The 23497-nt window shown below is 71.7% G+C and carries 22 protein-coding genes; 8 read left to right on the top strand and 14 right to left on the bottom strand.

Translation table 11 applies throughout. The features are described 5' to 3' along the window. Positions 1-18: 18 nt before the first annotated feature. The 4 genes from OV090_RS46080 to OV090_RS46095 form a co-directional block, all read right to left on the bottom strand. Positions 19-1185 (bottom strand): hypothetical protein, encoded by a 1167-nt coding sequence (locus OV090_RS46080; protein ID WP_267711402.1) that lies wholly within the window; start codon positions 1183-1185, stop codon positions 19-21. Between the two features lie 181 nt (positions 1186-1366). Further along, the gene (locus OV090_RS46085; RefSeq protein WP_267711403.1) at positions 1367-1804 is read right to left on the bottom strand and encodes a hypothetical protein; all 438 of its coding nucleotides are present in this window, start codon (positions 1802-1804) and stop codon (positions 1367-1369) included. A 208-nt stretch (positions 1805-2012) separates the two neighbouring features. Continuing rightward, the gene (locus OV090_RS46090; RefSeq protein ID WP_267711404.1) at positions 2013-2357 is read right to left on the bottom strand and encodes a hypothetical protein; all 345 of its coding nucleotides are present in this window, start codon (positions 2355-2357) and stop codon (positions 2013-2015) included. 220 nt (positions 2358-2577) lie between these two features. Beyond that, entirely contained in the window at positions 2578-2910 is a 333-nt protein-coding gene (locus OV090_RS46095) for a hypothetical protein (RefSeq protein ID WP_267711405.1), read from the bottom strand. Between the two features lie 333 nt (positions 2911-3243). On the opposite strand from OV090_RS46095, the gene OV090_RS46100 reads away from it, so the two are divergent. The 5 genes from OV090_RS46100 to OV090_RS46120 all read left to right on the top strand — a co-directional run bounded on the left by OV090_RS46100 (position 3244) and on the right by OV090_RS46120 (position 8600). Then, positions 3244-4125, top strand: coding sequence for an SDR family oxidoreductase (locus OV090_RS46100; RefSeq protein WP_267711406.1), 882 nt, complete (start codon positions 3244-3246; stop codon positions 4123-4125). Beyond that, positions 4100-4597 carry a transporter substrate-binding domain-containing protein gene (locus tag OV090_RS46105; RefSeq protein WP_267711407.1) on the top strand — a complete coding sequence of 166 codons (498 nt, stop codon included), beginning with the start codon at positions 4100-4102 and terminating at the stop codon, positions 4595-4597. Before OV090_RS46100 ends, OV090_RS46105 begins: the two co-directional genes overlap by 26 nt. Continuing rightward, entirely contained in the window at positions 4594-5580 is a 987-nt protein-coding gene (locus tag OV090_RS46110; RefSeq protein WP_267711408.1) for a cation transporter, read from the top strand. Before OV090_RS46105 ends, OV090_RS46110 begins: the two co-directional genes overlap by 4 nt. Positions 5581-5741: 161 nt before the next feature. After that, positions 5742-7340: a leucine-rich repeat domain-containing protein gene (locus OV090_RS46115; protein WP_267711409.1), complete on the top strand. Its 1599-nt coding sequence runs from the start codon at positions 5742-5744 to the stop codon at positions 7338-7340. Positions 7341-7640: 300 nt separating this feature from the next. Beyond that, a complete protein-coding gene (locus OV090_RS46120; protein WP_267711410.1) occupies positions 7641-8600 on the top strand; it encodes an aromatic ring-hydroxylating dioxygenase subunit alpha in 960 nt (319 codons plus the stop codon). On the opposite strand, the gene OV090_RS46125 is transcribed toward OV090_RS46120, so the two are convergent. The 8 genes from OV090_RS46125 to OV090_RS46160 form a co-directional block, all read right to left on the bottom strand. Then, positions 8597-10021 (bottom strand): hypothetical protein, encoded by a 1425-nt coding sequence (locus tag OV090_RS46125; protein ID WP_267711411.1) that lies wholly within the window; start codon positions 10019-10021, stop codon positions 8597-8599. The two genes, OV090_RS46120 and OV090_RS46125, sit on opposite strands and share 4 nt — an antisense overlap. Positions 10022-10025: 4 nt before the next feature. Next, the gene (locus OV090_RS46130; RefSeq protein ID WP_096329844.1) at positions 10026-11012 is read right to left on the bottom strand and encodes an AAA family ATPase; all 987 of its coding nucleotides are present in this window, start codon (positions 11010-11012) and stop codon (positions 10026-10028) included. After that, complete coding sequence (locus tag OV090_RS46135) at positions 11000-14287, bottom strand: hypothetical protein (protein WP_267711412.1); 3288 nt, start codon at positions 14285-14287, stop codon at positions 11000-11002. Before OV090_RS46135 ends, OV090_RS46130 begins: the two co-directional genes overlap by 13 nt. Before the next feature lie 17 nt (positions 14288-14304). Continuing rightward, positions 14305-14571 carry a hypothetical protein gene (locus OV090_RS46140; RefSeq protein ID WP_267711413.1) on the bottom strand — a complete coding sequence of 89 codons (267 nt, stop codon included), beginning with the start codon at positions 14569-14571 and terminating at the stop codon, positions 14305-14307. After that, positions 14564-16666, bottom strand: coding sequence for an AAA family ATPase (locus OV090_RS46145; protein WP_267711414.1), 2103 nt, complete (start codon positions 16664-16666; stop codon positions 14564-14566). Before OV090_RS46145 ends, OV090_RS46140 begins: the two co-directional genes overlap by 8 nt. A 13-nt stretch (positions 16667-16679) precedes the next feature. After that, entirely contained in the window at positions 16680-17231 is a 552-nt protein-coding gene (locus OV090_RS46150) for a hypothetical protein (RefSeq protein WP_267711415.1), read from the bottom strand. 103 nt (positions 17232-17334) lie between these two features. Then, the gene (locus tag OV090_RS46155) at positions 17335-18441 is read right to left on the bottom strand and encodes a hypothetical protein (protein WP_267711416.1); all 1107 of its coding nucleotides are present in this window, start codon (positions 18439-18441) and stop codon (positions 17335-17337) included. Next, the gene (locus OV090_RS46160) at positions 18438-19031 is read right to left on the bottom strand and encodes a 4Fe-4S single cluster domain-containing protein (protein WP_267711417.1); all 594 of its coding nucleotides are present in this window, start codon (positions 19029-19031) and stop codon (positions 18438-18440) included. Before OV090_RS46160 ends, OV090_RS46155 begins: the two co-directional genes overlap by 4 nt. A 172-nt stretch (positions 19032-19203) precedes the next feature. Here OV090_RS46160 and OV090_RS46165 point away from each other — a divergent pair, with 172 nt between their 5' ends. The 3 genes from OV090_RS46165 (at position 19204) to OV090_RS46175 (ending at position 21978) form a co-directional block, all read left to right on the top strand. Then, positions 19204-21300 carry an SDR family NAD(P)-dependent oxidoreductase gene (locus tag OV090_RS46165; RefSeq protein ID WP_267711418.1) on the top strand — a complete coding sequence of 699 codons (2097 nt, stop codon included), beginning with the start codon at positions 19204-19206 and terminating at the stop codon, positions 21298-21300. Positions 21301-21425: 125 nt separating this feature from the next. After that, positions 21426-21551 (top strand): hypothetical protein, encoded by a 126-nt coding sequence (locus tag OV090_RS46170; protein ID WP_267711419.1) that lies wholly within the window; start codon positions 21426-21428, stop codon positions 21549-21551. 13 nt (positions 21552-21564) lie between these two features. Continuing rightward, positions 21565-21978, top strand: a complete 414-nt coding sequence (locus OV090_RS46175) for a hypothetical protein (protein ID WP_267711420.1) — start codon at positions 21565-21567, stop codon at positions 21976-21978. Between the two features lie 254 nt (positions 21979-22232). Here OV090_RS46175 and OV090_RS46180 read toward each other — a convergent pair whose 3' ends face one another. Beyond that, positions 22233-22691: a hypothetical protein gene (locus OV090_RS46180; protein WP_267711421.1), complete on the bottom strand. Its 459-nt coding sequence runs from the start codon at positions 22689-22691 to the stop codon at positions 22233-22235. 40 nt (positions 22692-22731) lie between these two features. Then, positions 22732-23277, bottom strand: coding sequence for a hypothetical protein (locus OV090_RS46185; RefSeq protein WP_267711423.1), 546 nt, complete (start codon positions 23275-23277; stop codon positions 22732-22734). Positions 23278-23497: the final 220 nt, after the last annotated feature.

The raw sequence follows: 23497 nt of genomic DNA on the forward strand, positions 1-23497 counted from the left end.
GACGGGTCCTCCTCCGCATCAGAAAAACCGCGCCTCCAGCTGCAGCCCGGCGCGCAGGCCCACGGCCCCGAAGCGGAAGATCGGCTCGCGGTTATAGAGGAGGGTCGGCCGGTGCAGCGGCACCACCAGCTCGGCCTGGATCAGCAGCGCCCCGTGGCCCCGCAGCGCCCGCGGGGCCCATGCCAGCCCGCCACCGACCAGAGTCGCGCCCCACCACGTCCGGCGCTCGAGGTTGACCTCGCTGCCGACGCCCGCGGCGCGCAGCGCTCCGAACTCGAGGCCGAGCGCCGCCTGCAGCTCGACCGGCCCGACCCGCCGCACCGGCCCGACCCGCAGCGCCCCCGCGTGCAGCGCCAGCTCAGCGCCGATCTGCGGGTCCTCGGCCCAGCGCGCCGGGCTGCGGAACCATCCCGCGTAGCCGAGCGCGACCCGCAGCCGCGACCACGCCACGCCCAGCCCCGCCGCCAGCCCTGCCGTCGCCCGCGGCAACACGCCCACCGCCAGCGCCGGCCCGACCTGCACGAAGGCGCGCGGACGCCCCCCGCCGACCCCGTCCGCCGCGCGCCCGCGCGCCTGCATCCCGTCTGCCGCGCGCCCGCGCGCCTGCGTCCCGTCTGCCGCGCGCTCGCGCCCCTCGCCGCCCGTCTCCGCCGGCCTCGCTCCCGTCGCTCCCGCGCGCTCGCGCCCCTCGCCGCCCGTCTCCGCCGACCCCGCTCCCGCCTCGCCCGCGCGAACGCGCCCCTCGCGATCCCTCGCCTCCGCCTCCGGCACGGGCACCGCCAGCGGAATCTCCTCGGGCGCCGCGCCCGAGGCCGGCCCGACCAGCGCGATGCCGACGAGCAACGCCGTCGCGTTCGCCGTCGCCTCGCAGTCGTGCAGCGTCAGCCGGCGCTCGGTCGACCCGTCGCGGCCCGAGAACACGACCACTAGCAGCCACCCCCCGCCCTGCCGCTCGACCCGCGCCCGCACGGCGCTCACGGCCGGGGACACTGGCCGGGCCCCCACGACCTCGCCGATCCGCGCCACCACCCGCTCGGCCGAGGGGCAGCCCGCCGGCGCCTCCCAGCCGATCGTCGGCATCGCCGGCGCCCGCGCCGGCAGCAACCCCAGCAGCCCGCCGAACGCGACCGCGACCCGACTGCGGCGCGCGCGATCACGACTCCTCGGCTGCTGCGGGCTGCGCACGGCGCTCGTCCGCGGTGATACCACCTGCGCCCGGCGAGCGCCGCGCCGGTGTTCGCGGTCGGCCTCGCGCCACGCGCAGCGCGCCCATCACCCCTCGCGTCGCACGATTCGCCATGCCGGCGCGACGGACCGCTTCGTCGCGCGAGTCGCGAGCCACGTCAATAATGGCACCATCCTGCCATCATACGTACTTCCACGAACCATCGCCGTAGTCCTGGACGATGACCCATCGGCTCTCTGCCGGATGATAACCGACGATCCCCGAGAACGTGCGGTCGAACCCGAACAACGCCCGCGTCTCCTCATGGGTCAGCAGGCAGACGCTCGTGATGCGATTCGCTACTACGATCGCCGCCGGCGCGTCGAACAGCGTCTTGCAGCGCGCGCACCGCCAGACGGAGTAATCGTCGTCCAGATCGAACGCATAGATCGGCGCGAGCGGGGCGACCCGCAACCGCTCCTGTTCGGTCTCCCTGTCCCACCGGATGGCGTCGCCGATCCGGTACCAACGCTCGAGCGCGCCGATCACGATTCGGATGTGCCCATCGGTGTTCTCAAATTCAGCGCCGCAGATCGGGCAAATCACCGGCGTCTCGACGTAGGAGTACGACTCCCTCATGGAGAACAGAGTCTCCCATCCAGCCCGCGCGAGCGCCAGCGGCCTCCCCTTGCCTCCCGGTCGCGGCCAGTGCTCCGCGGACGACAGTCTCGCCAGGATCTCCCGCGCCCTCGCCGATCGCTTCGGAGCCCGCAGTCGCGGCAGCTCGCGGGCCGCTCGCTCTGCGGGCGTGCGCGACGAGGGTCCGCGCGGCGGGTGAGGACGGGAATCAATCGTCGACTTCGTAGCCGTAGAGGGTGTGTTGGTCGGCCCAGTTGAAGAAGTCTTCGAGCTCGATGTCCTGGCCGGCGGCGAAGGCGATTCCGGTCGGGAAGGTGATGTGATTGAACAGCCGCATGGGATCGAAGATCCGGTTGAGCGCCACGCGCGAGCCCGACCGCAGCATGCGGGTGCTGACGGCCGCCTGATTGACGACCGACATCGTCCACGACGTCACCACGAACACCCTGCCGGCCGGCACGGAGTAGATCGCGTGCACGCCCGGCCCGGCCTGATCGAGGGTGAGGAGCCGGAGGTCGGCCGGCTCGATGCAACATTTATCCTTTTTTGCCATAGTTTCTCCAAAGCGAGCAGCCATCGCCGGTTCGACAGGAACCCGCACGCTGCTCCTCGTCAACGTAGCCGGGCCAACGCGGCCGAGCCACGGGCAAGATCGCCACGCGCGTCGGCGGACCTCGTGGCGCTTCGGATCCAGACCGGACAGGAGGAGCCTTGAGCTCGATATGGACTGTGAAGCCGGAGGCCGGACACCACACCCGCTCAGCCGGGCAATCTCAATAGTATCGGTCGATGATCGGCAGCACTTTGTACGCGACCACCGCGCCGAGCATATACGGCACCGCGTACCACAGCGGCCGCGGCGTCGCCGAAGGCAGCAGCGCGACCACGACGGTAGCGGTCGCCCCCATCGCCAAGAACAACCACCACACGATCTCCATGATTTCCCAGCGCAGGTCAGCGCCCGCGATGACACTGCCGCGCGGCGCGTAGCCGAGGCTCGGGTGCACCACCAGCATGACGCAGAGCCCGCCGGCGATCATGGAGAGCACGCGCATGATCCGGCCGTGTCGCCTCCAGCGTGACGGAGCCGCGGCGTCGACGACCATGGTGGCATGGTAGCCGCAGCCCTGATCACGATCAACGGCCGTCGCCGGCGAGTCAGAACCGCTCCGTCGACGCCCCCCATCCGGCCCGCGGCGTTTACATCGGCCGCTCGCCCGCCCAATGCTGTCACCTGCCCTTTCGGCCATATGGGCGACATCGCGCACATTGCGCTCACGCTCCATCCGCTCTTCGCGCCTTCGTCGCGGCCAGCGGGCCCTGCCGTGTTCGAACGCCCGAGCGCTCGCTTGCGGCTCCCCGCGTTGACAGTCAGGCCGCCTGTGCCACGAGTCCCTCGGCACCTCAGCCCACGACGCCAGGACGAACCGGAGACAGCCATGGGCAACGCATCGAAGCGCGACGAGAAGGAAGAGCAGCGGCCGGAGCAGACCCAGAAGCCGCCGGGCAAGGAGTCGAAGATGACGCCGCGCCCGAAGTTCAAGCGGCCCGAGTACCGCGGCAGCGGCAAGCTCGAGGGCCGGGTCGCGCTCATCACCGGGGGCGACAGCGGCATCGGCCGCGCCACTGCGGTGCTGTTCGCCCGCGAGGGCGCCGACGTCGCCATCGTCTATTTGAGCGAGGACAGCGACGCGCGCGAGACCGCCGCCCAGGTCGAGAAAGAGGGCCGCGCCTGCCTGTCGATCCGCGGCGACATCGGCGACGGCGCGCTCTGCCGCGACGCCGTCCGCCAGGTCGTCGACCGCTTCGGCCGCCTCGACATCCTCGTCAACAACGCCGCCGAGCAGCACCCCAAGGACAAGCTCGAGGACATCGACGAGGAGCAGCTCGTCCGCACCTTCCGCACCAACATCTTCTCGATGTTCTTCCTGACCCAGGCCGCGCTGCCGCACCTGCGCAAGCAAGAAGGCGCCAGCGTCCTCAACACCACCTCCGTCACCGCCTACCGCGGCAGCGGCGGCCTGCTCGACTACAGCGCCACCAAGGGGGCGATCGTCGCCTTCACCCGCTCGCTCGCGGCCAACCTCGCGAGCGACGGCATCCGCGTCAATGCGGTCGCCCCCGGCCCGATCTGGACCCCCCTGATCCCCTCCACCTTCGACCCCGAAAAAGTCGCCAGCTTCGGCAGCGACAGCCCGCTCGGCCGCGCCGGCGAGCCCGAGGAGTGCGCCACCTGCTTCGTCTTCCTCGCCAGCGCCGACGCCTCGTACATGACCGGCCAGGTGCTCCACCCCAATGGCGGCGAGATCGTCAACGGCTGAGCGGCTCGCCGCGGTCGTCTGGCTCGCCTGCGCCTGCGACCTGCCGCGCGACCCCGAGGGCACCGCCGAGCGCGTGGTCCTCCACGGCCTCCGCGTCGGCGTCGTCCACGAGCCGCCGTGGGCCTGCCGGCGCGACGGTCACTCGCTCGCCGGCGCCGAGGTCGACCTCGTCCGCGAGTTCGCGCGCGCTCGCGGCCTCGACCTCACCTTCACGTTCGGCGGCGAGACTCGCCTGCTCGCGGCGCTGCAGCGCTTCGAGTACGACCTCGTGATCGGCGGCCTCGTCGCGGACAGCCCTTACGCCGACGACGTCGGCTTCACTCGCGCCTACCACCGCGCAGTCGACGGCGAGCACGTGTTCGCTCTGCCGCCGGGCGAGAACGCCTGGACCATGCAGGTCGAGGCGTTCCTCGGCGGCGCCGACATCGACGTCGCCCTCGCGCGGGGGCGGGCGGACTGCGGTGATTCATGAGCGAGCGCTGGGGTCACACGCCGGCCCACGAGCTCCCGTGCAGCAAGGAGCCGTCGATGCGCCGCGCCGAGCGGGTCGAGCAGGTCTCGCTGCTTTACTTCGTCACCGCGATCGCCTTCACCGCCCTGGTGATGGGCGAGTCGCAGGCGATGAAGACGGTGTGGATCGACGACATCCTCGGCATGGTCCCGCCGTTCGCGGTGCTGGTCGCCGCCCGCCTGCGCCGGCGCGAGGCCACCGACACCTATCGCTACGGCTACCACCGCGCGGTCACCATCGCCTTCCTGGTCGCCGCGGTCGCCCTCCTCGGCTTCGGCATCTATCTGCTCGGCGAGAGCCTCTACACCCTGATCCGCGCCGAGCGGCCGACCATCGGCACCACCACTTTGTTCGGCCGCGACCTCTGGCTCGGCTGGCTCATGCTCGCCGCCCTCGTGTGGAGCGCCGTGCCCACGGTCATCCTCGGGCGGATCAAGCTGCGCCTCGCCGAGGACCTCCACGACAAGGCGCTCTACACCGACGCGCTCATGAACAAGGCCGACTGGATGACCGGCGCCGCCGGCATGCTCGGCGTCATCGGCATCGGCCTCGGCTACTGGTGGGCCGACGCGGTGGCCGCCTGCGCGATCGCCATCGACATCACCCACGACGGCGGCCGCAACCTGCTCGCCGCCTTCGGCGACCTCATGGACCGTCGCCCTCGCGACGTCGCCTGCCGCAGCGACGACCCGCTGCCCGACCGCCTCGCCGCCGAGCTCGCCGCCCTGCCGTGGGTCCGCCGCACCTCCGTCCGCCTGCGCGAGCACGGCCACGTCCTCATCGGCGAGGTCTACGTCGTCCCCGTCGACGAGTCCGCCCCGCTGCAGCGCACCGTGCAGGTCCACTCAGTCGCCCGCGAGCTCGACTGGCGCCTCACCGACCTCACCATCCAGCTCGTCCCCGCCCTCACCCGCGCGGACGACGAAGAAGGCTGCGAAGGCTGACGCGCACCTCGGCGGCGTCCGCCGCAACCTGTCTCGAAGGACATCTCATTCGCCCCTGGCCAGCCCCCCGCAGTTCCGTCCCCGCCCGGCAGTGATTCGTCGGGCACGCACCCCATCGCCCGCCGATGGACATTTCGCCCCGTCCCGGCATCCTGAAGGGCATGCGTCGTCGGCCCTTGCTCGCTCTTGCCCTCGCCCTCGCCTGCGGCCCGGACACTGCCAGCGAGACCGAGCAAGGCAGCACCGGCGAGCCCGAAATTACCACCGGCGAGCACGGCACCGACGGCCACGGCACCACCGATTCACCGTCGCCGACGACCACCGGCGAAATCACCACGACCACCGGCGATCCGACCACCGGCGATTCCACCACCGGCACCACCGCCCCGCCGGCAGTGCAATGCACCGAGATCGTCATCGCCGATCCGCTGCTCGAAGAGTACCTGCGCCATCGCCTCGACGTCCTCGAGGGCCCGATCCCGGTCGAACTCGCCGAATCGCTCGACACCCTTCTCACCGACCGAGACGTCGCCTCGCTGTCCGGCCTCGAGTGCTTCACCGGCCTCACCGAGATCACCTTCTACTCCCCCGACATCACCGACATCGGCCCGCTCGCCGGCCTCACCAAGCTCACGCATTTGCAGTTCTCGAGCAGTCAGGTCACCGACCTCGCCCCGCTCGCCGGCCTCGTCAACCTGAAGTTCCTCAACGTCTCGTCGAACCCGATCGCCTCCTTCGCCCCGCTCGTCGGCCTGCCGCTGACCGAGCTCTACGCCAGCGGCACCCCGAACCTCGACCTGACCGGCCTCGGACAGATCGTCAGCCTCGAATCACTCGCGCTCGGCAACGCCGAGCTGACCGACATCGGCGAGCTCGCCACCCTCGTCAACCTGACGAGCCTCGGCCTGTCCGACAACCAGCTCGCCGACCTCTCGCCGCTCGCCGGCCTCATCGCCCTGCAGGGGCTCAACGTGAGCGGCAACCAGATCACCGACCTCTCGCCGCTCGCCGGCCTCGGCGCCCTGCAGACCCTCGACCTGGCCGAGAACGCGATCGCCGACCTCGCCCCGCTCGCCGACCTCACTGCCCTGGCCCGACTCCAGGCCGAAGAGAACGCGATCGCCGACCTCACTCCCCTCGCCGGCATGACCGCGCTCGCCGAGCTCGACCTGTCACACAACCAGATCGTCGACCTCGCCCCGCTCTCCGGACTGCACGCGCTCACCGACCTCGACCTCGCAGTCAACCACGTCGTCGACGTCGCCCCGCTCGCCTTGCCCGCGCTGTTCGACCTCGACCTGCGCGACAACCAGGTCGTCGACCTCGCCCCGCTGCTCGGCGCGCCCGTGCTCGAGCGCCTCGACGTCTCGGGCAACCCGTTCACGCCCAGCATGACCAGCCTCGCCGCGCACCCTGCCCTGCAGTCCGTCGAGGCCGAGGCCGCCGGCCTCACCGCAGCGCCGGAGTTCGCCACCGCGAAGCTCGTCTACCTCGCGCTCGCGGGCAACGCGATCACCGACCTCACCCCGCTGGCCGCCTATCAATCGCTGCAGCAGATCGATCTGACCGACAACGACCTCACCGCTCTGGCTGCGATCCTCGACGACCCCTGGCTCAGCAAGTGCGACTACATCCAGGTCGGGGGCAACCCGCTCGACGACCTCACCCTGTCGACGACGGTCCCTCAGCTGTGCGAGTTCCCGGTCGACCTCCAGGGCGTCGAGGGCACCCCCTGCTGGGAATGCTTCGATCACAACTGAGCGTGCCCCGCGCCATTGGGAGCTCGTTCTCCTCGAGCTCTGCCTCCGCGCTCTGCTGCGATTCTCGCCGTCGTGACGCGTGACCGTGTCCGCGCGCTCGCACTCCTGAGCGCCGCAAGGGAACACGGGCGCGACCGCACCACCTCGGCCGCCGAAGCCGCCCTCGTTCGTCAGGCTGCGCCGGCTTCGCCGCGCCGGCGCGCTTTCGTCCGGGCTCGCGCTCCTCGGGCCGCACAATCACCGCACGCGGCTTTCGGGCGCGCCTCCCGGGCCGGTGAAAGAAGGGACAGGAGGTCAGCCATGTTCCGCGGCTTCGCAAATGTCTGGACGATCGTCGGCCTCGGCCGGGACCTGAAGCGCCGCGCGCCGCTCCCGTTGCAGGTCGCCGGCGAGCGGGTGGTCCTGTTCCGCGACGGAGAGGGGCGGGCCTGCGCGCTCATCGATCGCTGCCCGCATCGCGGCGTGCGCCTGTCGCTCGGCAAGATCGAGGGCGGATGCCTCGAGTGCCCGTTCCACGGCTGGCGCTTCGCCGGCGACGGCAGCAATCAGCTCGTCCCGTGGAACCCCGACGCCAGGCGCGAGCGGCTCGGCGCGACGCCGTTGCCCGTGCGCGAGCTCGGCGGGCTCTTGTGGCTGTACACGGCCCCCGGGATCGCAGCGCCCTCGGAGCCCGACATCCCCGACGTGCTGCAGCGCGACGGCCTCTCGCTCAGCAGCCTCACCATGCCGTTCGCCGTCCACTGGACGCGCGTCATGGAGAACTCGCTCGACTGGCCGCACCTCCCGTTCGTCCACCGGCGGACGCTCCGCGACGCCCTGCCGCTCCGCCCTGGCTCGCGGCTCGACATCTCCTGGGAGGATCGGCCGTGGGGCGCCCGGACCTCGACCGCGATCGACGGCGTCGCCCAGCCGATCACCCTCGACTACCGCTTCCCCAACACCATGCATCTGCACCTCCCCGCGGGCAGACGGATCTTCGAGCTGATCTTGACCGTGCTCCCCGTCGACGACACGACCACCCACATGATCATGGTGACGGTCCGCGACTTCCTGCGGTCGCGCCTGTTCGACCTCTACTTCGGCCGCGGCAGCCGAAAGATCGGCGGCGAGGATCGGGCCGTCATCGAGACCTCGCTGCCGCGAGAGGTCCCGCCCGCCGGCGAGGAGCGTTCGGTCCGCACCGACGAGCCCACGCTGCGGTTCCGCAAGCTCTACCGCGACCGCCTGATGAACTCGAGCGCCGGCGAGCCCGACCGTTAGGCGAACAGCCGCAAGAGCAGCGCGTCGAGCAGCGCCCGCAACCCGCCCGGCTCGCCGACCGCGAAACTCTCGCCGTCCAGCGCCCAGCGCGGCTCGCCGACCCGCACCCACGCCCTCGCCCCCGCGCGCGGGTCCTCTTGATGCGCCGCGAACACCACCAGCCCGCGCGGGGGAGCCTCCTGCCAGTCGGTCATCGTCGCCAGAGTCACCCGGCGGTGCGCCAGGTCGTCGGCCAGGGTCATCGCCATCAGCCGCGCCTCCTCCTCCGCCGCCTCCGCGTCGGCCTTGCCGCTGGTGCGCCAGCGCAGGTGCAGCTCCGCCCCGCTCGGCCCGAACACCTGCACCATGTCGGCCTGCAGCCGCAGCGTCGCCGCGTCGACCAGCACCAGAGTCTGCGCCTCGAGCTCGGGGTGCTTGTGCCGCTGGTCGAGCGGCCGCTCCACGATCACCGTCACGCGGCGGCGCTGATCGAACAGCGGGCTCTCGTCGCGCGTGTAGTACAGCAGCTCGCCCTGGGCGAAGCGGACGTCGAACAGATCGATCTCCCCCAATTCGTCGCGCCCCGAATCGACGTAGGCCACCTCGCTGCGCACCAGATTCTCGAACCGACCGCGGGTGCTCAGCGCGTCGAAGCCTCCGGCCGGGTAATGACTCGCGTCCTCCTCGTCGACCGCGACCTCCTGCGCGCGCCGGCGCACCGCCATCGCCACGCTCGGGTTCACTCCCCCGATCGCTGCAGTCGCCGCGTGCAGCTCGCGCAGCGCCAGCCGGCTCGACTCGTTGGGCAGGTCGGCCAGGTGGGCCAGCTCCCACAGGTCCTCCGGCGAGAACAGCTTGCCGTCGCCGAGCCCGCCCACGATCGCCGCCCGGATCGCCAGCGCCCACGCCTGCCAGTGCTCGTCGACCGGCGGCTCCTCCCACGCCCCGTGGCGCGCCGGCCAGCTCGCGCACAGCGCCAGCGCCTCGCGCCACGACGAGCGCAAGATCGCCGGGTTGCCCGCGTCGAGCTCGGCCTGCCGCGAAGCTGGCCCGAGGGCCAGGCCGATCGCGTGCGCCAGAGCTCGCGGCTGCAGCTCGCCCGACAGCGCCGCGATCGCCACGTGCGCGTCGCCCACGCTCGGGTCCAGCACCCACTTGCCGAGCACCCGATCTTCGTAGGCCAGCCGCTCGCCGCGCTCCTCCTCCGGCCAGTCGGCGAGGTCGCGGCTCGACGCGAACGCGAACGCCCGGCCCTCGACCAGCAGCGTCCCCAGATCGTGCACGAGGTCGAGCGGCAGCGCGTCGTAGCCCTCCTCCCACAGCGCGCGCAGCCAGCCCAGCGCCGGCGGCAACGACTCCGCCAGCGAGCCGCCGTAGCCGCTCACGTAGGCCCACGCCTTCAGCGCCGGCAGCAGTTCCTCGCGGCTGAGTCGCCGGCCCACGCGCTCACCCGCCGAGCCCCAGCAGCGCCTTGACCTTGCTCGCCACCACCGGGATCTCGTCGCGGCGGTTGCCCACGTACGCCAGCAGGTTCAGGTCCGACGTCTGCACCGCCCCGCCGTGATTGAGGAACGCCTGCGTGCGAATGACCTTGTAGAGCTTGACCAGCTTGCGATCGCTGACCAGCACCTTGTCCTCCGTCTCGAGCGCCCGCACGATCCGCCGCATCTCCGCGAACACCGGCCGCGGGAACCACTGCGCCCGGTCGCGGCCCGGCTCGCGGCCCATCCCGAAGCTCAGGTCCATGAACCGCTTCAGCTTCAGGAAGTCGTCGAGCGACGCCGCCCCGCGGGTCCACGGCTTGTGTCCGCTCGCGCGGTACGACTCGTTCATCACCCCCGCGTCGATCAGCTCCTCGAAGTGACGGTCCTTCACCGGCTTCGTCTCGATCTTGAGGATGAAGCGGTCGGCCATCGCCTCGAGCTCGCTCTGATCGGGGATGTCGTTGGTCGCCGCGAACAGCATCACCAGCCGCACCGGCGTCGGCTGCCCGTCCTGGTAGAACTTGCGCTCGTTGAGGATCGTCAGCAGCGTGTTGAGGATCGCCGAGTTCGACTTGAAAATTTCGTCGAGGAACGCCACCCGGCAGTCGGGCAGCATCCCGCGCGTGCGCCGGAGGTAGCGCCCCTCCTTGAGCACTGCGATGTCGATCGGCCCGAGGATCTCGCTCGGCTCGGTGAACTTCGTCAGCATGTACTCGAAGTAATCGCCGGCCCCGAGCCCGAGGCTCTCCGTCAGCTTGACCACCAGGTCGCTCTTCGCCGTCCCCGGCGGCCCCACCAAGAGCAGCGGCTCCTGGGCCACCGCGCACAGGATCGCCAGATCGATCTCCTCGTCGCGGGCCACGAAGTACTCCTTCAGGCCCCGGCGGTGCTGCTGGATCCGCGCGCGGATGTCGTCGATCTCGGGCTCGAGCTCCTCTAGCGTCCACATACTGCGCTCCAGTCGGTGACGATGCGCCGGCGCAGGGCGTGTTCTTCCTGGTCGAGGAAGCCCTGCACACGGTCGCTGTGGCGGGTACGGCTGTCCGCCAGGCTGTCGACGATCGCCTCCAAGATCAGGATCTTGTGCGTATCGAAGTAGCGGCTGGCGGTGAACGTGTCGCGGAACGCCGCCAGCTCGGCGACGAACCGGCGGAACCGCTCGACGCGCGTCATGTTGGGCCAGTGCCGCAGCGCCTGCGCCACCGCCAGCCCGCCCTGCGCCCGCGTCACATAGTCGAGCCCGTTGCCGAGCACCTGCGTGCACAGCGAGTCGAGCACCTCGTCGGCCACTCGCTCCTCGCCGATCTGCACGAACCCGGTCGCCACCGTCGCCGACAGCGCGATCTGGTCGCTCGACGTGTACGCGTGCACCCGCGCCAGCGCCTCCAGCAGCGCCCGCGCCGGCTCGAGCCCGCCGAACCGGCGCAGCGCCGCCAGCCCGCGCTGGGTCGCCCGCACCAGCTCGCGCGCCGACCCCAGCTTCTCGCTGCGGGCGATGTTCACCAGCGCCTCGAGCAGGCGCCCGAGCATCGCATCGTCGCCGAGGCTCGCCGCCCCGTGGATGCACGCCGCCACCGCCTCCGCGCGGTGGCTCAAGATCTGGATGTTGCCGAGGCCCGGCTCCGCGCTCGCCAGCACCTCCGCCACCACCGCATCGCTGCCGCTCGCCAGCGCCCGCCGCACGCACACGTCGACCGCCTCCGCGAGCAGGTAGTCGAACGAGCGCGTCCCCGCCGACAGCTCGCGCGACACCACCTCCGCCAGGCCGCTCACGTCGACCCCCGGCGGCAGCTTGTAGCGCGTCGCTTTGGGCACCGTGTCCTCCTCGCCGCTCGTGCGCAGCCACATCGACCGCTTCTGCAGCCACGTCACCGCCTGCTGCAGCCGCGGCTCGCGGACGCCCTCGACGACCCGCCCCACCTCGGCCGCCCACACCTCCGCGCTGCCGCCCGAACTCTCGTGGGCCAGGCGCGCCATGTACAGCCGGAACAGCGCACGGTTGGGGATCTCGTGGACATCGAGCTCGAGCTCGACGGGCGCGATGAGGTCCTGAGCCAGCCCGCGCGCGCCGAGCCGCGCGAACCCGACGGCGAAGATCAGGCGCAGGAAGGCCGTCGACGCGTCCATGTCGGGCAGCCCTGCGTGGGCCGCCTCGTGCCACAGCGCCTCGAGCGCGATCAACTGTCCCTGCTGCAGGCGATCGCCGCGGGCCTCGGCCGGCTCCTCGTTGGCGTGGTCGTCGCCCTCGCGCGCCAGCGCGTGCCGCACGAACCGCGGCAGGTCGTGCAGCTCGCTCAGCCCGCGCTCGTTGATCCCGCCGACGATCGCCTCCTTCGCCCGCGTGATGCCGAGGCGGTCGCGCGCGTGGCGGTGCCAACCTGCGAGCACCGCCCACGCCAGCCGGCGCGACACCGGCAGCCGCGGGTCGGCGAAGATCGGCAGCGCCAGCTGCATCAACTCGTCGGCCGGCGGCCGCTGCGTCGCCACGCGAGCCACCAGCGACGCCCCCAGGCGGCTCGCCTCCGCCGGCGTGCGCCGGTCGGCCACCACCCACTCCATCAGCGCGTCTTCGGAATCACTGCCGCGCGTCGCCGCGACCAGCCGCCTCGCCAATTGCGCGTCGTAGGGCGGCCCGCCGTGCAGCAGCGCCATCTCGAAGCAATCGGCCGCCTCGTCGCCGTCGCCGAGCTCCGCCTTGATCTCGCCCAGCTCCTGCCACACCTCGGGCTCGTCGCAGCCGCCCGCGATCACCCGCCGCTCGAGCGTCCGCACCTGCTCTCGCAGCGCCCGCAGGTGCGCCGCCGCGTCGACGTCGACCGCGCTCACCGCCTCCTCGACCACCACCGGCTTCGGCGGCGGCGCCCGCTTCACCGGCCCCTCGCGGGTCACCGGCTTCTTCGGCGCCGGCTGCCGCGCCTCCTTCGGCCACTCGATCGTCACCTCGGGGAACTCGAACACGCTGCGCTCGAGCAGCTTGTCGAGCTCGAGCCGGCGGTCCGTCGCCACGTAGTCGATCCACCGCTGCAGCGGCTGCTCGTCGACCTCGACGATCGTCACCACCCGCGGCCCGTCGCGGTCCTCCGTGACCACCACGGTGTGCGCCCGCTCGAGCCCCAGAAGCGCCCGCAAATCATCGCGCCGCAGCACCGGCATCAAGCGTCGGCCCGTCGGCACATACAGGTTGTCGGCCCCCGCCACCTGCGAGTAACCCGGCACCCCGAGAGTGTCGCTCACGCGCCCGGCCATGCGCGGCGTCCCCGGCCGCACCCGCTCGCGCAGCAGGTACACAGTCCCGTCCGCGCCCGTCAGCCGCGCCACGGTCAGGCGCGACAGCTCGTCGGCAGTGCTCACCTCGATCAGCGGCTCGAGCTCGAGCAACAGCTCCGGCGTCAGCAGCCACAGGTCCGGGTCGGTGAGAGCCGCCGGGGCCAGGCGGATCGGCACCCGGAACCGCACCTCCGACTCCACCGAGCGCATCGCCACCCGCGGCGCCTCGAGCTCCGGCGCCACCGCGTCGAGGATCGTCCGCGCCCGCCACTCCGCCGGCGTGCGCACCCACTGACCGTCGCGGTCGACCAGCGCCGCCTGATTCATCCGCGCCAGCGAGGCCACCGCCGGACCCGCCGCCGGATGCTCGAACGACCAGGCGACCCACAGCGGACTGCCACCATTGCGCCCGTACACCGCCACCTCGCCGCCGCCGTCGCGCGCCGCCATCATCAAATAAATCGGCGGCGCCTTGACCTTCACCGCGAAGCTGCCCGCCGCCGCCTCGTCGACGAAGCTGATCACCTGCGCGTCCGAGCGCCCGAGCAACAAGAGCCGCTCGAGCAGCAGCCGCGGCGCCTCCGAGTCGGAGCGCATCACGAACAACGCCTCGTCGACCAGTGGTTCGCCCGCCAGCCGGCGCAGCCGCAGCGCCTCCACCAACCGCGGCGCAGCGCGCTCTTTCCACAGGTTCCAGCGCGTCGGCGCCCCGCCGCGCAGCGGCGTCAGCACCAGCGTCTCGTCCTGCTCGTCCGCGGTCGCCAGCGGCAGCCCGCGCGGCAAGAGCCTGTCCGCAAGGACAGCATCGAGCGCCTCGCAGGTCAGCGCGCTGCCCGGCCCCGACCGGTCGAGCAGCACCGACCATGTCCTTTCGGCCAGGAACGGCGCCGCCTCGAGCAGCACAGTCAGCGCCGCCCCGTCGCTCGTCGTCCCCGTCAGCAGCAGGCAGAACCGCACGTCCGCGCTCGCTCTTCTCAGGTGCCGCGCACGCCGGCCTTCTCGCGTGCGGCCTCCTCGCTGGCCGCCGCGCCGGCCTTCGGCGCCTTCTCGACCACCACGCGGTCGACGGTCATCCCGCCGAGCACCTGCTCGAGCGGCCGGCCGATCAGCCGCTCGGCCAACGCCCGGTGGTCGCGCTCGTGCTCGTGCGGCAGCGCGTCGCTGTCGGACTCGTAGTGGATCACCACCTCGCGCTCCCCCGTGCGCGGGTTGTGGCGCAGACGGATCGTCACCTCAGCCATGGCTCTCTCCCTTCGTCAACGCGCTCAGCTCGGCGCGGTCGAGCACCTTGCGCGACAGCAGCGTCTCCGCCAGCGCCTCGAGCATCGCGCGGTGGCCGGACAACAGCTCCTGCGCCCGCTGGAGCTCCTTCTCGAGGATCTCCGTCACCTCGGCGTCGATCCGCTCGCGGCGGCGCTCCGACATCGGCGTCCCGTGGCGCGGCGCGTCGTCGAGGCGCACCAGCACCCCCGTGCTCGCGCCCATCCCGTACTCCTCGACCATCGCCCGCGCGATGCGATTGACCTGCTGCAGATCGGTGTGCGCCCCGATCGACACCTCGCCGAACACCAGCCGCTCCGCGCACATGCCCCCGAGCCCGACGCAGATGTCGGCGCGCATGTCCGCCGCAGTGATCGCGTACGGCCGCGCCCGCGCGGCCCGCAGCACATAGCCGAGCGCCCCTTCCATGTCGGCGGCGATCGAGATCCGCTCCGGCGGCGTCGCGTGCTCGACCAGCATCGCCAGCAGCGCGTGCCCGGCCTCGTGGATCGCCACCACCCGCTCCTCCGCCGGGCTCAGCACCACCGCCGCCCGCGTCTTGCGCTGCAGCGCGCGGTCGATGTCCTCCGGCGTGAACTTCTTCTCGCCGGTGCGGATCGCCTGCCGCTTCAGCGCCCGACACACCGCGTAGATGTGGTCGCCCGTGAACGGCAGCCCGCGCGCCCGCTCCGCCAGCCCCTCCGTGCGCCGCACCAGGTGCTCCTGCAATTCACGCGACAGCCCGAGCTCGAGCTTGCGGTCGTAGATCTCCACGATCTCGCGCCGGTCCTGCACCCCCGGCGCCGGGATCTCGATCAAAAACTCGAATCGCCCCGGCCGCAGCAGCGCCCCGTCGAGGCTCTCGAGGAAGTTCGTCGTCCCGACCACGAACACGCTCTCGCTGCCGCGGAAGCCGTCCATTTCGGTGAGCAGCTGATTCACCATCGAGTGCTCGACCCCCGAGCCCTCGTACGTCCCGCGCGCGTGGGCGAACGCGTCGATCTCGTCAAAGACCACCACCGCCGGCGCGCTGCGACGAGCCTGGCGGAACACCCGACGCAGGTTCTCCTCGCTCTCGCCGACCCACTTCGACTTCAGCTCCGGCCCCGACACGATGATGACAGTCGCGTCCATCGCGGTCGCCATCGCCTTGGCGAAGTACGTCTTGCCGGTCCCGGGCGGCCCGTGAAAGATGATCCCGCGCGGCAACAGCCCCTCGAGCGCCTGGATCTCGCTCTCGCTCCCGAGGCTGTCCTTGCGCCGCAGCAGGTCGAGCAGCTCCTCACGCAGCCGCAGCTTCACCTCAGGGTAGCCGCCGATGTCGCGCTCGAGGTCGACGTTCGGCAGCTCGACGTCTTCGCTGACCGTCTGCCGGCGCAGCTCGCGGTACACCTGCGCCGCCTGCGAGCGCCCCGGCATCGCCTCGCGGCGCAGCCCGACCGCTTGCATCAATCGCCGCAGCCGCACCGGGTTCAGGCCCGACACATATTTATAGAGCGCGAACGGATCGAAGTTGTCGGCGTCGATCGCCTTCGCCTCGCGCTGGGTCACGATCTTCCCCAGCGACTCGCGCGGCACCCCGACGATCTCGCGGCGGACCGCGAACACCCCCTCGATCACCTTCGGCAGCGAGAAGCTCGGGTCGCGGAAGCCGAGCAGCACCGCCTCCGGGTTCTCGTAGAGCAGCGGGATCGCCTCGCGCGCCTCCATCGTCAGGCTCGTGTGCGTCGTCGTCAGCACGTCGAGGTGCAGCAGTACGATGATCGTGCGCTCGACGCTGCCGCGGATCGCCGTCGTCAGCTGCGTCAGCATCGACGCCAGGTTGCCGCGGCTCTCCTCGCCCTCGCGCGGGCGCCCGTCGACGATCACGATCTGCGGCCCGCGCCCGTTGGCGGCCCCGCGGCGCAGCCGCGCGCGCACTGCCAGGTACACGTGCAGCGCCAGCTCCTTGTCGCACTCGACCAGCACGCTCATCCCGCGGCGCAGCCGCTCCTCGATGAACGTCACGTCCTGCGCGCAGGCCATCTCGACCGCGTCCTCGACCCGCACCTCGCCCGGCAGGGTCTCGATCGGCACGGTGCGTCGCACGCTAGACCCGCACCTTGATCGTCAGCTCGAGCTCGCCGTCGGCCCCGCGGCCCTCGTGGACGCTCTCGATCTGCCCCATCGACGCCGCCTTCTGCCGCAGCGCCTCGACGTACACCTTCTGCAGCGCCGCCTGCAGCTCGCCGCGGATCTCGCCCTCGCGCGCGCCGAGCCGCCGCGCCACCTCCTTCGCCAGGTCGCGCTCCGCCTGCTTGCCTGCCTCCGCCAGCCGCGAGTTCGCCTGCTCCTGGCTCGTCGCACGCGTCGTCACCTGCTTCGACGCCGCCGCGCGCACCGTCACGGTCCGACCGTCGGGCGCCAGAGTCACCGCGACCTCGCCGAACTTGCGCGACATCTCTCCGCCCTGTCCCTTGGACCAGCCGCTCGCGGCCAGCTCCTCGCGCAGCAGCGCAGTCATCGCCCCCTCCGGCAGGATCTCGAGCATCCCGACGTCCATCTCGATCGCGTCGGCCGTCTCGACCTGCTTCGCAACGTCGTGGTACGTGACCGGTCGCCAGTTGGGGTCGCTGATGCGAATTCGGTACCCTCGGCTCACGCTGCCTCCTCGCGGGCGCCCATCCTAACCGACCCGCACGCGCCCTGGCGAGGCCGAACGATCGCGTATCTTCCTGTGCGTCGGAGTCGTCCTCGGCCGTCGCTCACCCCAGCCGACCCGTCAGCACCCGCGCGAGCGCGTCGAGGCGCGCCAGGTGCGGCCGCAGCACCGTGTCGTGCAGCTCGAGGTACAGCTGCGACTCCTCGTAGCGGCGGTCGCCGAACGCGTGGCGCGTCATCGCTTCGCGCAGCTCCGCCAGCCGCTCGCCCAGCCCCACGATCCGCGCCAGCGCCCGGCGCAGCGCGTCCTGTTGCGAGCGCAGCATCAGCCCCGAATCCGCCACGAGCCCGGCCGACACCACCGCGGGCGGATCGGCCCACTCGCCGCTGCACAAGCGCGCCAGCGCGCGACACAGCGGCCGCGCCAGATCGAGCCGCGCCCGGAAGTCGATCGCGTGGATGAATTGCTCGAGCACGCGCGCCGCGGTCAAAAGTCGCTCTGCCCGCTCCTCGCCCGGCGACCAGCGCATGCACCTGACGATCTGCTCCGCCCACTGCTCCGCCAGCACATCGTCGAGGCACTCGAGCAGCACCACCTGCGGCCCGTTCAGCAGCAGCTCCACCTTGCCCGACGACTCCTCGCCGTCGACCTGGCGCGACCAGTCCTCGAGCGCGAACAGAGTCGCCAGCGGCGAGCCCAGGCACAGCCGCCGCCCCAGGTCTTCGCGGATCTCCCGCGGCATGTTCACGCGCCCCAGGTGGCGCACCGCCAGCGCGTACACCAGCCAGTCACCGGTGTCCGTCCCCGCGATCTTGATGATGCGACGGATCTGCCGCCGCGCCTTGCGCGAGCTGCCCTCGCCCTCCACCACCTCCGTGGGCCGGGCGATCTCCGCCAGACGCTGCGTCGCCTGCACCCACAGCTCGTAGGTCGCCTCGGTGAAGCGCAGGCGAAAGCCCTCGCTGCGGGCCGCCTCCCAAATTCTTCCGCGCACGCGTCGGCCGCGGCGCAGCACCACGCGCTCGCGCCGACCCGACTCGACCAGCACGCGCAGGCACGTCGACGCGATCCTGCGCCCCGCCACCTCGATCAGCTCCGGACGCGGCTGCGACACTGGATGCGTCGGCACGATCCGGACCGCGCGGCCGCGGATCAGCATGTCGAGCACCTCGAGCGCGTGCCCCTCGTCGACGCTGACGGGCAGACTCATCGCGCCACCCGCGTGCGCGGCCCGAGCAGGGGCCAGCCGTTGAGCGTGATCTCGCCGCCGCGGATCCGCAGCTCCACCGTGTTGCCGCCCTGCAGCTTCGGATCGTCCGGCGCATAACGATCGCTCAAGAAGTGCAGCACCTGATTGTCCGAGCCGATGAAGCGCCGCCGCTGCGAACGCAGCTTCGCCTCGAAGCGCCCGTCGACCAGTAAATCGGTCGCCGCCAGCAGCCGCGCCGCCGCCGGCCCCTGCGTCTGCAGCTCTGCCAGCGTGTAGCCCGTGAAGATCATCACCGACAGCCCGTGCGCTCGCACCCCCTCGGCCAGGGGCGCCAGCGCCTCCGCCTGCGCGAACGGCTCGCCGCCGAGCAGCGACACGCCCTCGGCCCCCGACGCACATGCCTCTTCGACCAGGTCCGCCGCGAGCCGCCGCGTCGCCCCTTCGCCGCCGAACTCGAGCATCTCCGGGTTGCAGCAGCCCGCGCAGCGCAGCGGACAGCCTTGCACCCACACCGCGTAGCGCACCCCCGGCCCCTCCGCCTCGGTCCGCGGCACGATCATCGCCACCTCGATCGTCGCCCCGTCCGGCATCTCGGCGCCGCAGCGTAACACGAACCGTTGCGACCTTCGCCGCGGTCGCCGACGGCTCCCAGCGCCGGCGCGGTCGTTCGTGAGTCGTGCCGCGAGCACCTCGGTGCCCGTCGAGGCTCGGGCGCGCGATCGCGTTGGTGTATCATCGCCGCCGCGCGCTGCCGCGCCGCTCATGGCCACGCCGATCGACCGCGCGAGCCTCCTCGCCGACCTCTGCACCGACCGCCAGCTCGCGACGCCCCGGCGCCTGGCCCACGGCGCCGTCCTGCCTGGCGCGCACCTCGACCTCTGCGGCCTCGACGTCGCCGCCCTGCTGCCCGCGCTCGACCTCCCGGGCCTGCGCGGCCTCTGGCTCGGCGACTGCGACCTCGGCCCTGAAGCCGCCCTCGACCTCGCCGCCCTCGTCGCTCGCCACCCGCGGCTGTCGCACCTCTCGCTGCGAGGCAACCCGCTCGGCCCGCCCGGGCTGTCCGACCTCTTGCCCGCGCTCGCCGCTCACACCGCGCTGCGCAGCCTCGACCTCGGCCGCGCCGCCCTCACCGCGCGCTCGGCATGTCTCGTCGGACATGTCTTCAAGAACAGGGTCCTCGACGACCTCCGCCTCGACGGCCCCTTCTTGCTCGACGCACCGGCCACCACCGATTGGTATCGCCTGCTCCCGCGGGTTCCATGGCACCGCCTCGCCCTCCCGCGCTCGGTCGACCGGGCCGCGCTCGTCGCCGCCGCCGGGACCAACCTTCACCTCTGCGCCTTCGACCTCGACGACCTCCCCACGCACCTCCGCGAGGGCCTCGCCGCCCGCCTCGCCCGCAACGCCAACCGTCAGCCCGAGCGCCGGCCCGCGCCCGAGCTCGCCCGCCTGCGCCGCGCCCTCCCTTCGCTCGACCTCGCCCACGAGCTCCCCCCGCCGCTCGCCGAGGCCGACCTCGCCGCCGCCCTGCGCCTCCTCGGTCACCTGTCCCTTCGGCCATCTCTCCTCCGCAGCGAGCACCCGCGGCTCGTCGAGCTGCGCCGGGCGGTGTTCGGCTTTCACCGCGACGACCGTCGCCAGGCTCGCAGCGACCGCCGCCGCGACCGCCGCCGCCGCGAAGCCCAGCAGGCCGAAGATCGCCGGCGCAGCGAAGCCGCCGCCATTCGTCAGCGCCACCTCGGCGTCGCCGCACCCGCCGCCGAACCTCCCGACCCCACCATCCACGAGCTGCACGCTGCCCGCCCCTGCTACGTGTGCAAGCAGCCCTACACCCGCCTGCACTTCTTCTACGACCGCCTGTGCCCCGGCTGCGCCGCCCGCAGCTACGCCCGCCGCGGCGACCTCCTCGACCTGCGCGGCCGCGTCGCCCTCGTCACCGGCGGGCGGATCAAGATCGGCCATCAAGTCGCCCTGCGACTGCTGCGCTGGGGCGCGCGCGTCATCGTCACCACTCGCTTCGCCCGCGACGCCGCCCGCCGCTTCGCCGCCGAGCCCGACTTCGCCGAATTCCGCGAGCGCCTCGAGATCGTCGCCCTCGATCTGCGGCAGATCCCCCGCGTCGAGGCCTTCGCCGCCCGCCTCGACGCCGAGCTGCCCGCCCTCGACATCCTCGTCAACAACGCCGCCCAGACCGTCCACCGCCCGCCCGAGTTCTACGCCGCCCTGCTCGCCGACGAGGCCGCGCCCGCGGCCCTGCCGCCCGCCCTGCAGTCGCTGCTCGTCCAGCCACATGTCCCTGGGGACATCTCGCTCGCCGAGCACCCGCTGTTCCCCCAGCGCAGCGACGACGGCTTCGGCCAGCCGCTCGACCTGCGCGAGCGCAACAGCTGGCGCCTCCGCCTCGACGAGGTCGGCACCATCGAGATGGTCGAGGTCCAGCTGATCAACACAGTCGCCCCGTTCGTCCTCAACGCTCGCCTGCGCCGCACCATGGCCCGCGCCGCCGGGGCCGCCTTCGTCGTCAACGTCTCCGCCCCCGAGGGCCGCTTCGACCGCGACTGGAAGGCCCCGTACCACCCGCACACCAACATGGCCAAGGCCGCGCTCAACATGATGACGCGCACCGCCGCCGACGACTACGCGACCGACCGGATCTACATGACCAGCGTCGACACCGGCTGGGCCTCCAACGAGAACCCCGCGCCGATCGCCCACGCCATGCGCGAGCGCGGCTTCATGCCCCCCCTCGACCTCGTCGACGCCGCCGCCCGCGTGTGCGACCCGATCGTCCGCGGCCTCCGCGACGGCGAATTCCTGCGCGGCGTTTTTTTAAAGGATTTCGAGCCGATCAGCTGGTGAGCCCCGCCACCTGCCCTGGGCCCGTGAAGACGCGCCACGAGCCGAATCAAAGTACATGCTCGCCGTGCCACGTCGTGACGGCCCGTCCTCGAATGGCATGAGGTCTCGCCGAGGAGGTGAGACCGATGCAGACGAAGCAGAAGGCGCGCAGCGAGAGGTTCAAGCGGAAGGTACTGGCGCGGTGGCGATGGTTGGCGGCGCGCGGCGTGGGGATCGAGAAGGCGGCGCGGGAGATCGGTGTTGTGGTCTGATACCCTCCTCCCGATGCGCTTCACGCTCGGCCCGGACCTCCTCGCGCAGCTGCGCCGGTACCGCGACGAACAGCGACGTCAGTTCCCCGAGTGGGGCGGCGAAGAGGACGAGTTGAACGCGTTCCTACTCCACCCGGGCATGGGCCCGTTGATTTACATCACGGTCGACGGCCGGATCCTGATCGACGAGCGTACCTGGAACGGCGACGTCTTGCGCGAGGCCGCCGACGACGAGGCGATCGAGTCCGTCGTCATCGGCGCATCTATGACCGGCATCGACGCCCTCCTTGACCTGCTTCCTCCGCCTCCGCCAGCCGCTGCCCCCTGCCCCGAGTGCGCCGGCACCCGCTGGGTGACCCTGATTGCCGGCCGCCCTTGGAGGTCGGTCTGCCGCACGTGCCACGGCCGCGGCTGGGCCCCCAGCTGACCTCTCGTCGAGCGGTCGAGGCCTACGACTTGTGCATAAACACGTGCACGCGGGACCGAGCCGGGTCGCTCCTCATCGCCGCGACCCACATACCGATCGAGCATGAAGCCGATCTCGTCCTTCTTGTCGCCGAGGCGCTGTCGCAGGGCCTCGCGCACGTCGTTCTCTTCGTCGATCATTGGCGACATCCTCGGCCGACGAGCCTCCGCGGAGCTCACGCTAAGTCACGACGTGGCGCGGCGAGCATGTACGAATCAAAGCGGCATGGTGCACAGCCCCAGGCCGGGCGGGATACAGGCCTCATCGACATCGGGGTACGGCGGCCAGGTCTGGCACGCCGTGTCGGGCATCGCCGCCGGGCACGGGTCGGGCGCGTCCAGCTCGCACAGGGGCGTGCTGCGCGTGCTGCTGCAATTCGGCAGGAGGACGTTCACCACACACGTGCTCCCCTCCCCACAATCGTCGGTGCTCACACACGCCTCGTTGTTGCCGGCCGCTCCCTCGTAAGTGCATACGAACTTCCCCGCGTGCACCACCGAATTGCACACCACGCCCTCCGGGCAATCGTTCCCCAGGGGGTCGCAGGGCGGCGTGCACAGGCCGAACAAGCCGAAGTAGACGAACGGGTGCGAGCACGGGTCGGAGCAAACGGGCGCGTCGGCAGAACCGGTCGCCAGCAGGGTCGAAGCCGCTCCGAAGCGTGACGCCAGCATCCGCTCGATCGTAGGGCAGAGCGCGGGCCGGCGCCAGGTCTCAGTCCTCTTCCGCGTCCTCGTCGCTGCCCCGGAGCGTACGCGTGGCGCTCTCGATGCCCTTGCGCGCCGCAGCGTCGAGCCCCAGCGCCTGGGCCAGCCCGTCGAGGAAGCGCTTCGTCAGCCGGCGCATCGTGTCCGCCGCCTCGTCGTCCCAGAGACTGTTCTCGACGATCCACAGAGTGACCCAATAAGGGCAGGCGTAGAGCGCCTCCTGCACCCTGGGGGGCCACGCATCGGCGCGAACCTCGTCGAGCAGCGCGCTCAGCGGATCGACGGACTCGTCGAACACCTCTTCCAGCAGGCTCGGCAGATCGTCCAGAGTCATCGACAGCGACTCGCGGGCATCGTCCGCCAGGTCGCCCAGCGCCTCCCGGTCCATCGCCTCGTCCTCGCCGGTCTCGATCGCCTTGGCGCGGGCAATCAGCGCGAGCAGTCGCTTCTGAAAGTCGCGCCGCCTCGATGCGGCCAGGGCCTCGAGGGCAGGGACATAGTATTTGTTCGCTACGACTTTCATGGGATCGCCACTTCCTGGCTCCGGCTGCAAAGCTGACACCGGCCATCCTAGGCGAACAGCCGCTCCCCTCGACGTTCCGCGACCCCACCCGCGCTGCGAGCTCGAGCGCTCGCAGCAGCGCGCCACCGCCAGGCCCCGCCGGCCGGCCGACGCCGACGAACGCGCTCGCTCGTCCTGCTGACCATCGTCCACGCCGACGATCCCACGGCAAACGCCGATCCGCCTCGCGCCGCCGCCGCGCGAATGTGCC

It is taken from the genome of Nannocystis sp. RBIL2, assembly GCF_026626745.1.
GTDB lineage: Bacteria > Myxococcota_A > Polyangia > Nannocystales > Nannocystaceae > Nannocystis.

Coding starts and splice junctions, on each gene's coding strand:
- OV090_RS46085 (WP_267711403.1), bottom strand. CDS start 1,804: ATGAGGGAGTCGTACTCCTACGTCGAGACGCCGGTGATTTGCCCGATC.
- OV090_RS46090 (WP_267711404.1), bottom strand. CDS start 2,357: ATGGCAAAAAAGGATAAATGTTGCATCGAGCCGGCCGACCTCCGGCTC.
- OV090_RS46095 (WP_267711405.1), bottom strand. CDS start 2,910: ATGGTCGTCGACGCCGCGGCTCCGTCACGCTGGAGGCGACACGGCCGG.
- OV090_RS46100 (WP_267711406.1), top strand. CDS start 3,244: ATGGGCAACGCATCGAAGCGCGACGAGAAGGAAGAGCAGCGGCCGGAG.
- OV090_RS46105 (WP_267711407.1), top strand. CDS start 4,100: ATGGCGGCGAGATCGTCAACGGCTGAGCGGCTCGCCGCGGTCGTCTGG.
- OV090_RS46110 (WP_267711408.1), top strand. CDS start 4,594: ATGAGCGAGCGCTGGGGTCACACGCCGGCCCACGAGCTCCCGTGCAGC.
- OV090_RS46115 (WP_267711409.1), top strand. CDS start 5,742: ATGCGTCGTCGGCCCTTGCTCGCTCTTGCCCTCGCCCTCGCCTGCGGC.
- OV090_RS46120 (WP_267711410.1), top strand. CDS start 7,641: ATGTTCCGCGGCTTCGCAAATGTCTGGACGATCGTCGGCCTCGGCCGG.
- OV090_RS46130 (WP_096329844.1), bottom strand. CDS start 11,012: ATGTGGACGCTAGAGGAGCTCGAGCCCGAGATCGACGACATCCGCGCG.
- OV090_RS46140 (WP_267711413.1), bottom strand. CDS start 14,571: ATGGCTGAGGTGACGATCCGTCTGCGCCACAACCCGCGCACGGGGGAG.
- OV090_RS46155 (WP_267711416.1), bottom strand. CDS start 18,441: ATGAGTCTGCCCGTCAGCGTCGACGAGGGGCACGCGCTCGAGGTGCTC.
- OV090_RS46160 (WP_267711417.1), bottom strand. CDS start 19,031: ATGCCGGACGGGGCGACGATCGAGGTGGCGATGATCGTGCCGCGGACC.
- OV090_RS46165 (WP_267711418.1), top strand. CDS start 19,204: ATGGCCACGCCGATCGACCGCGCGAGCCTCCTCGCCGACCTCTGCACC.
- OV090_RS46170 (WP_267711419.1), top strand. CDS start 21,426: ATGCAGACGAAGCAGAAGGCGCGCAGCGAGAGGTTCAAGCGGAAGGTA.
- OV090_RS46175 (WP_267711420.1), top strand. CDS start 21,565: ATGCGCTTCACGCTCGGCCCGGACCTCCTCGCGCAGCTGCGCCGGTAC.
- OV090_RS46180 (WP_267711421.1), bottom strand. CDS start 22,691: ATGCTGGCGTCACGCTTCGGAGCGGCTTCGACCCTGCTGGCGACCGGT.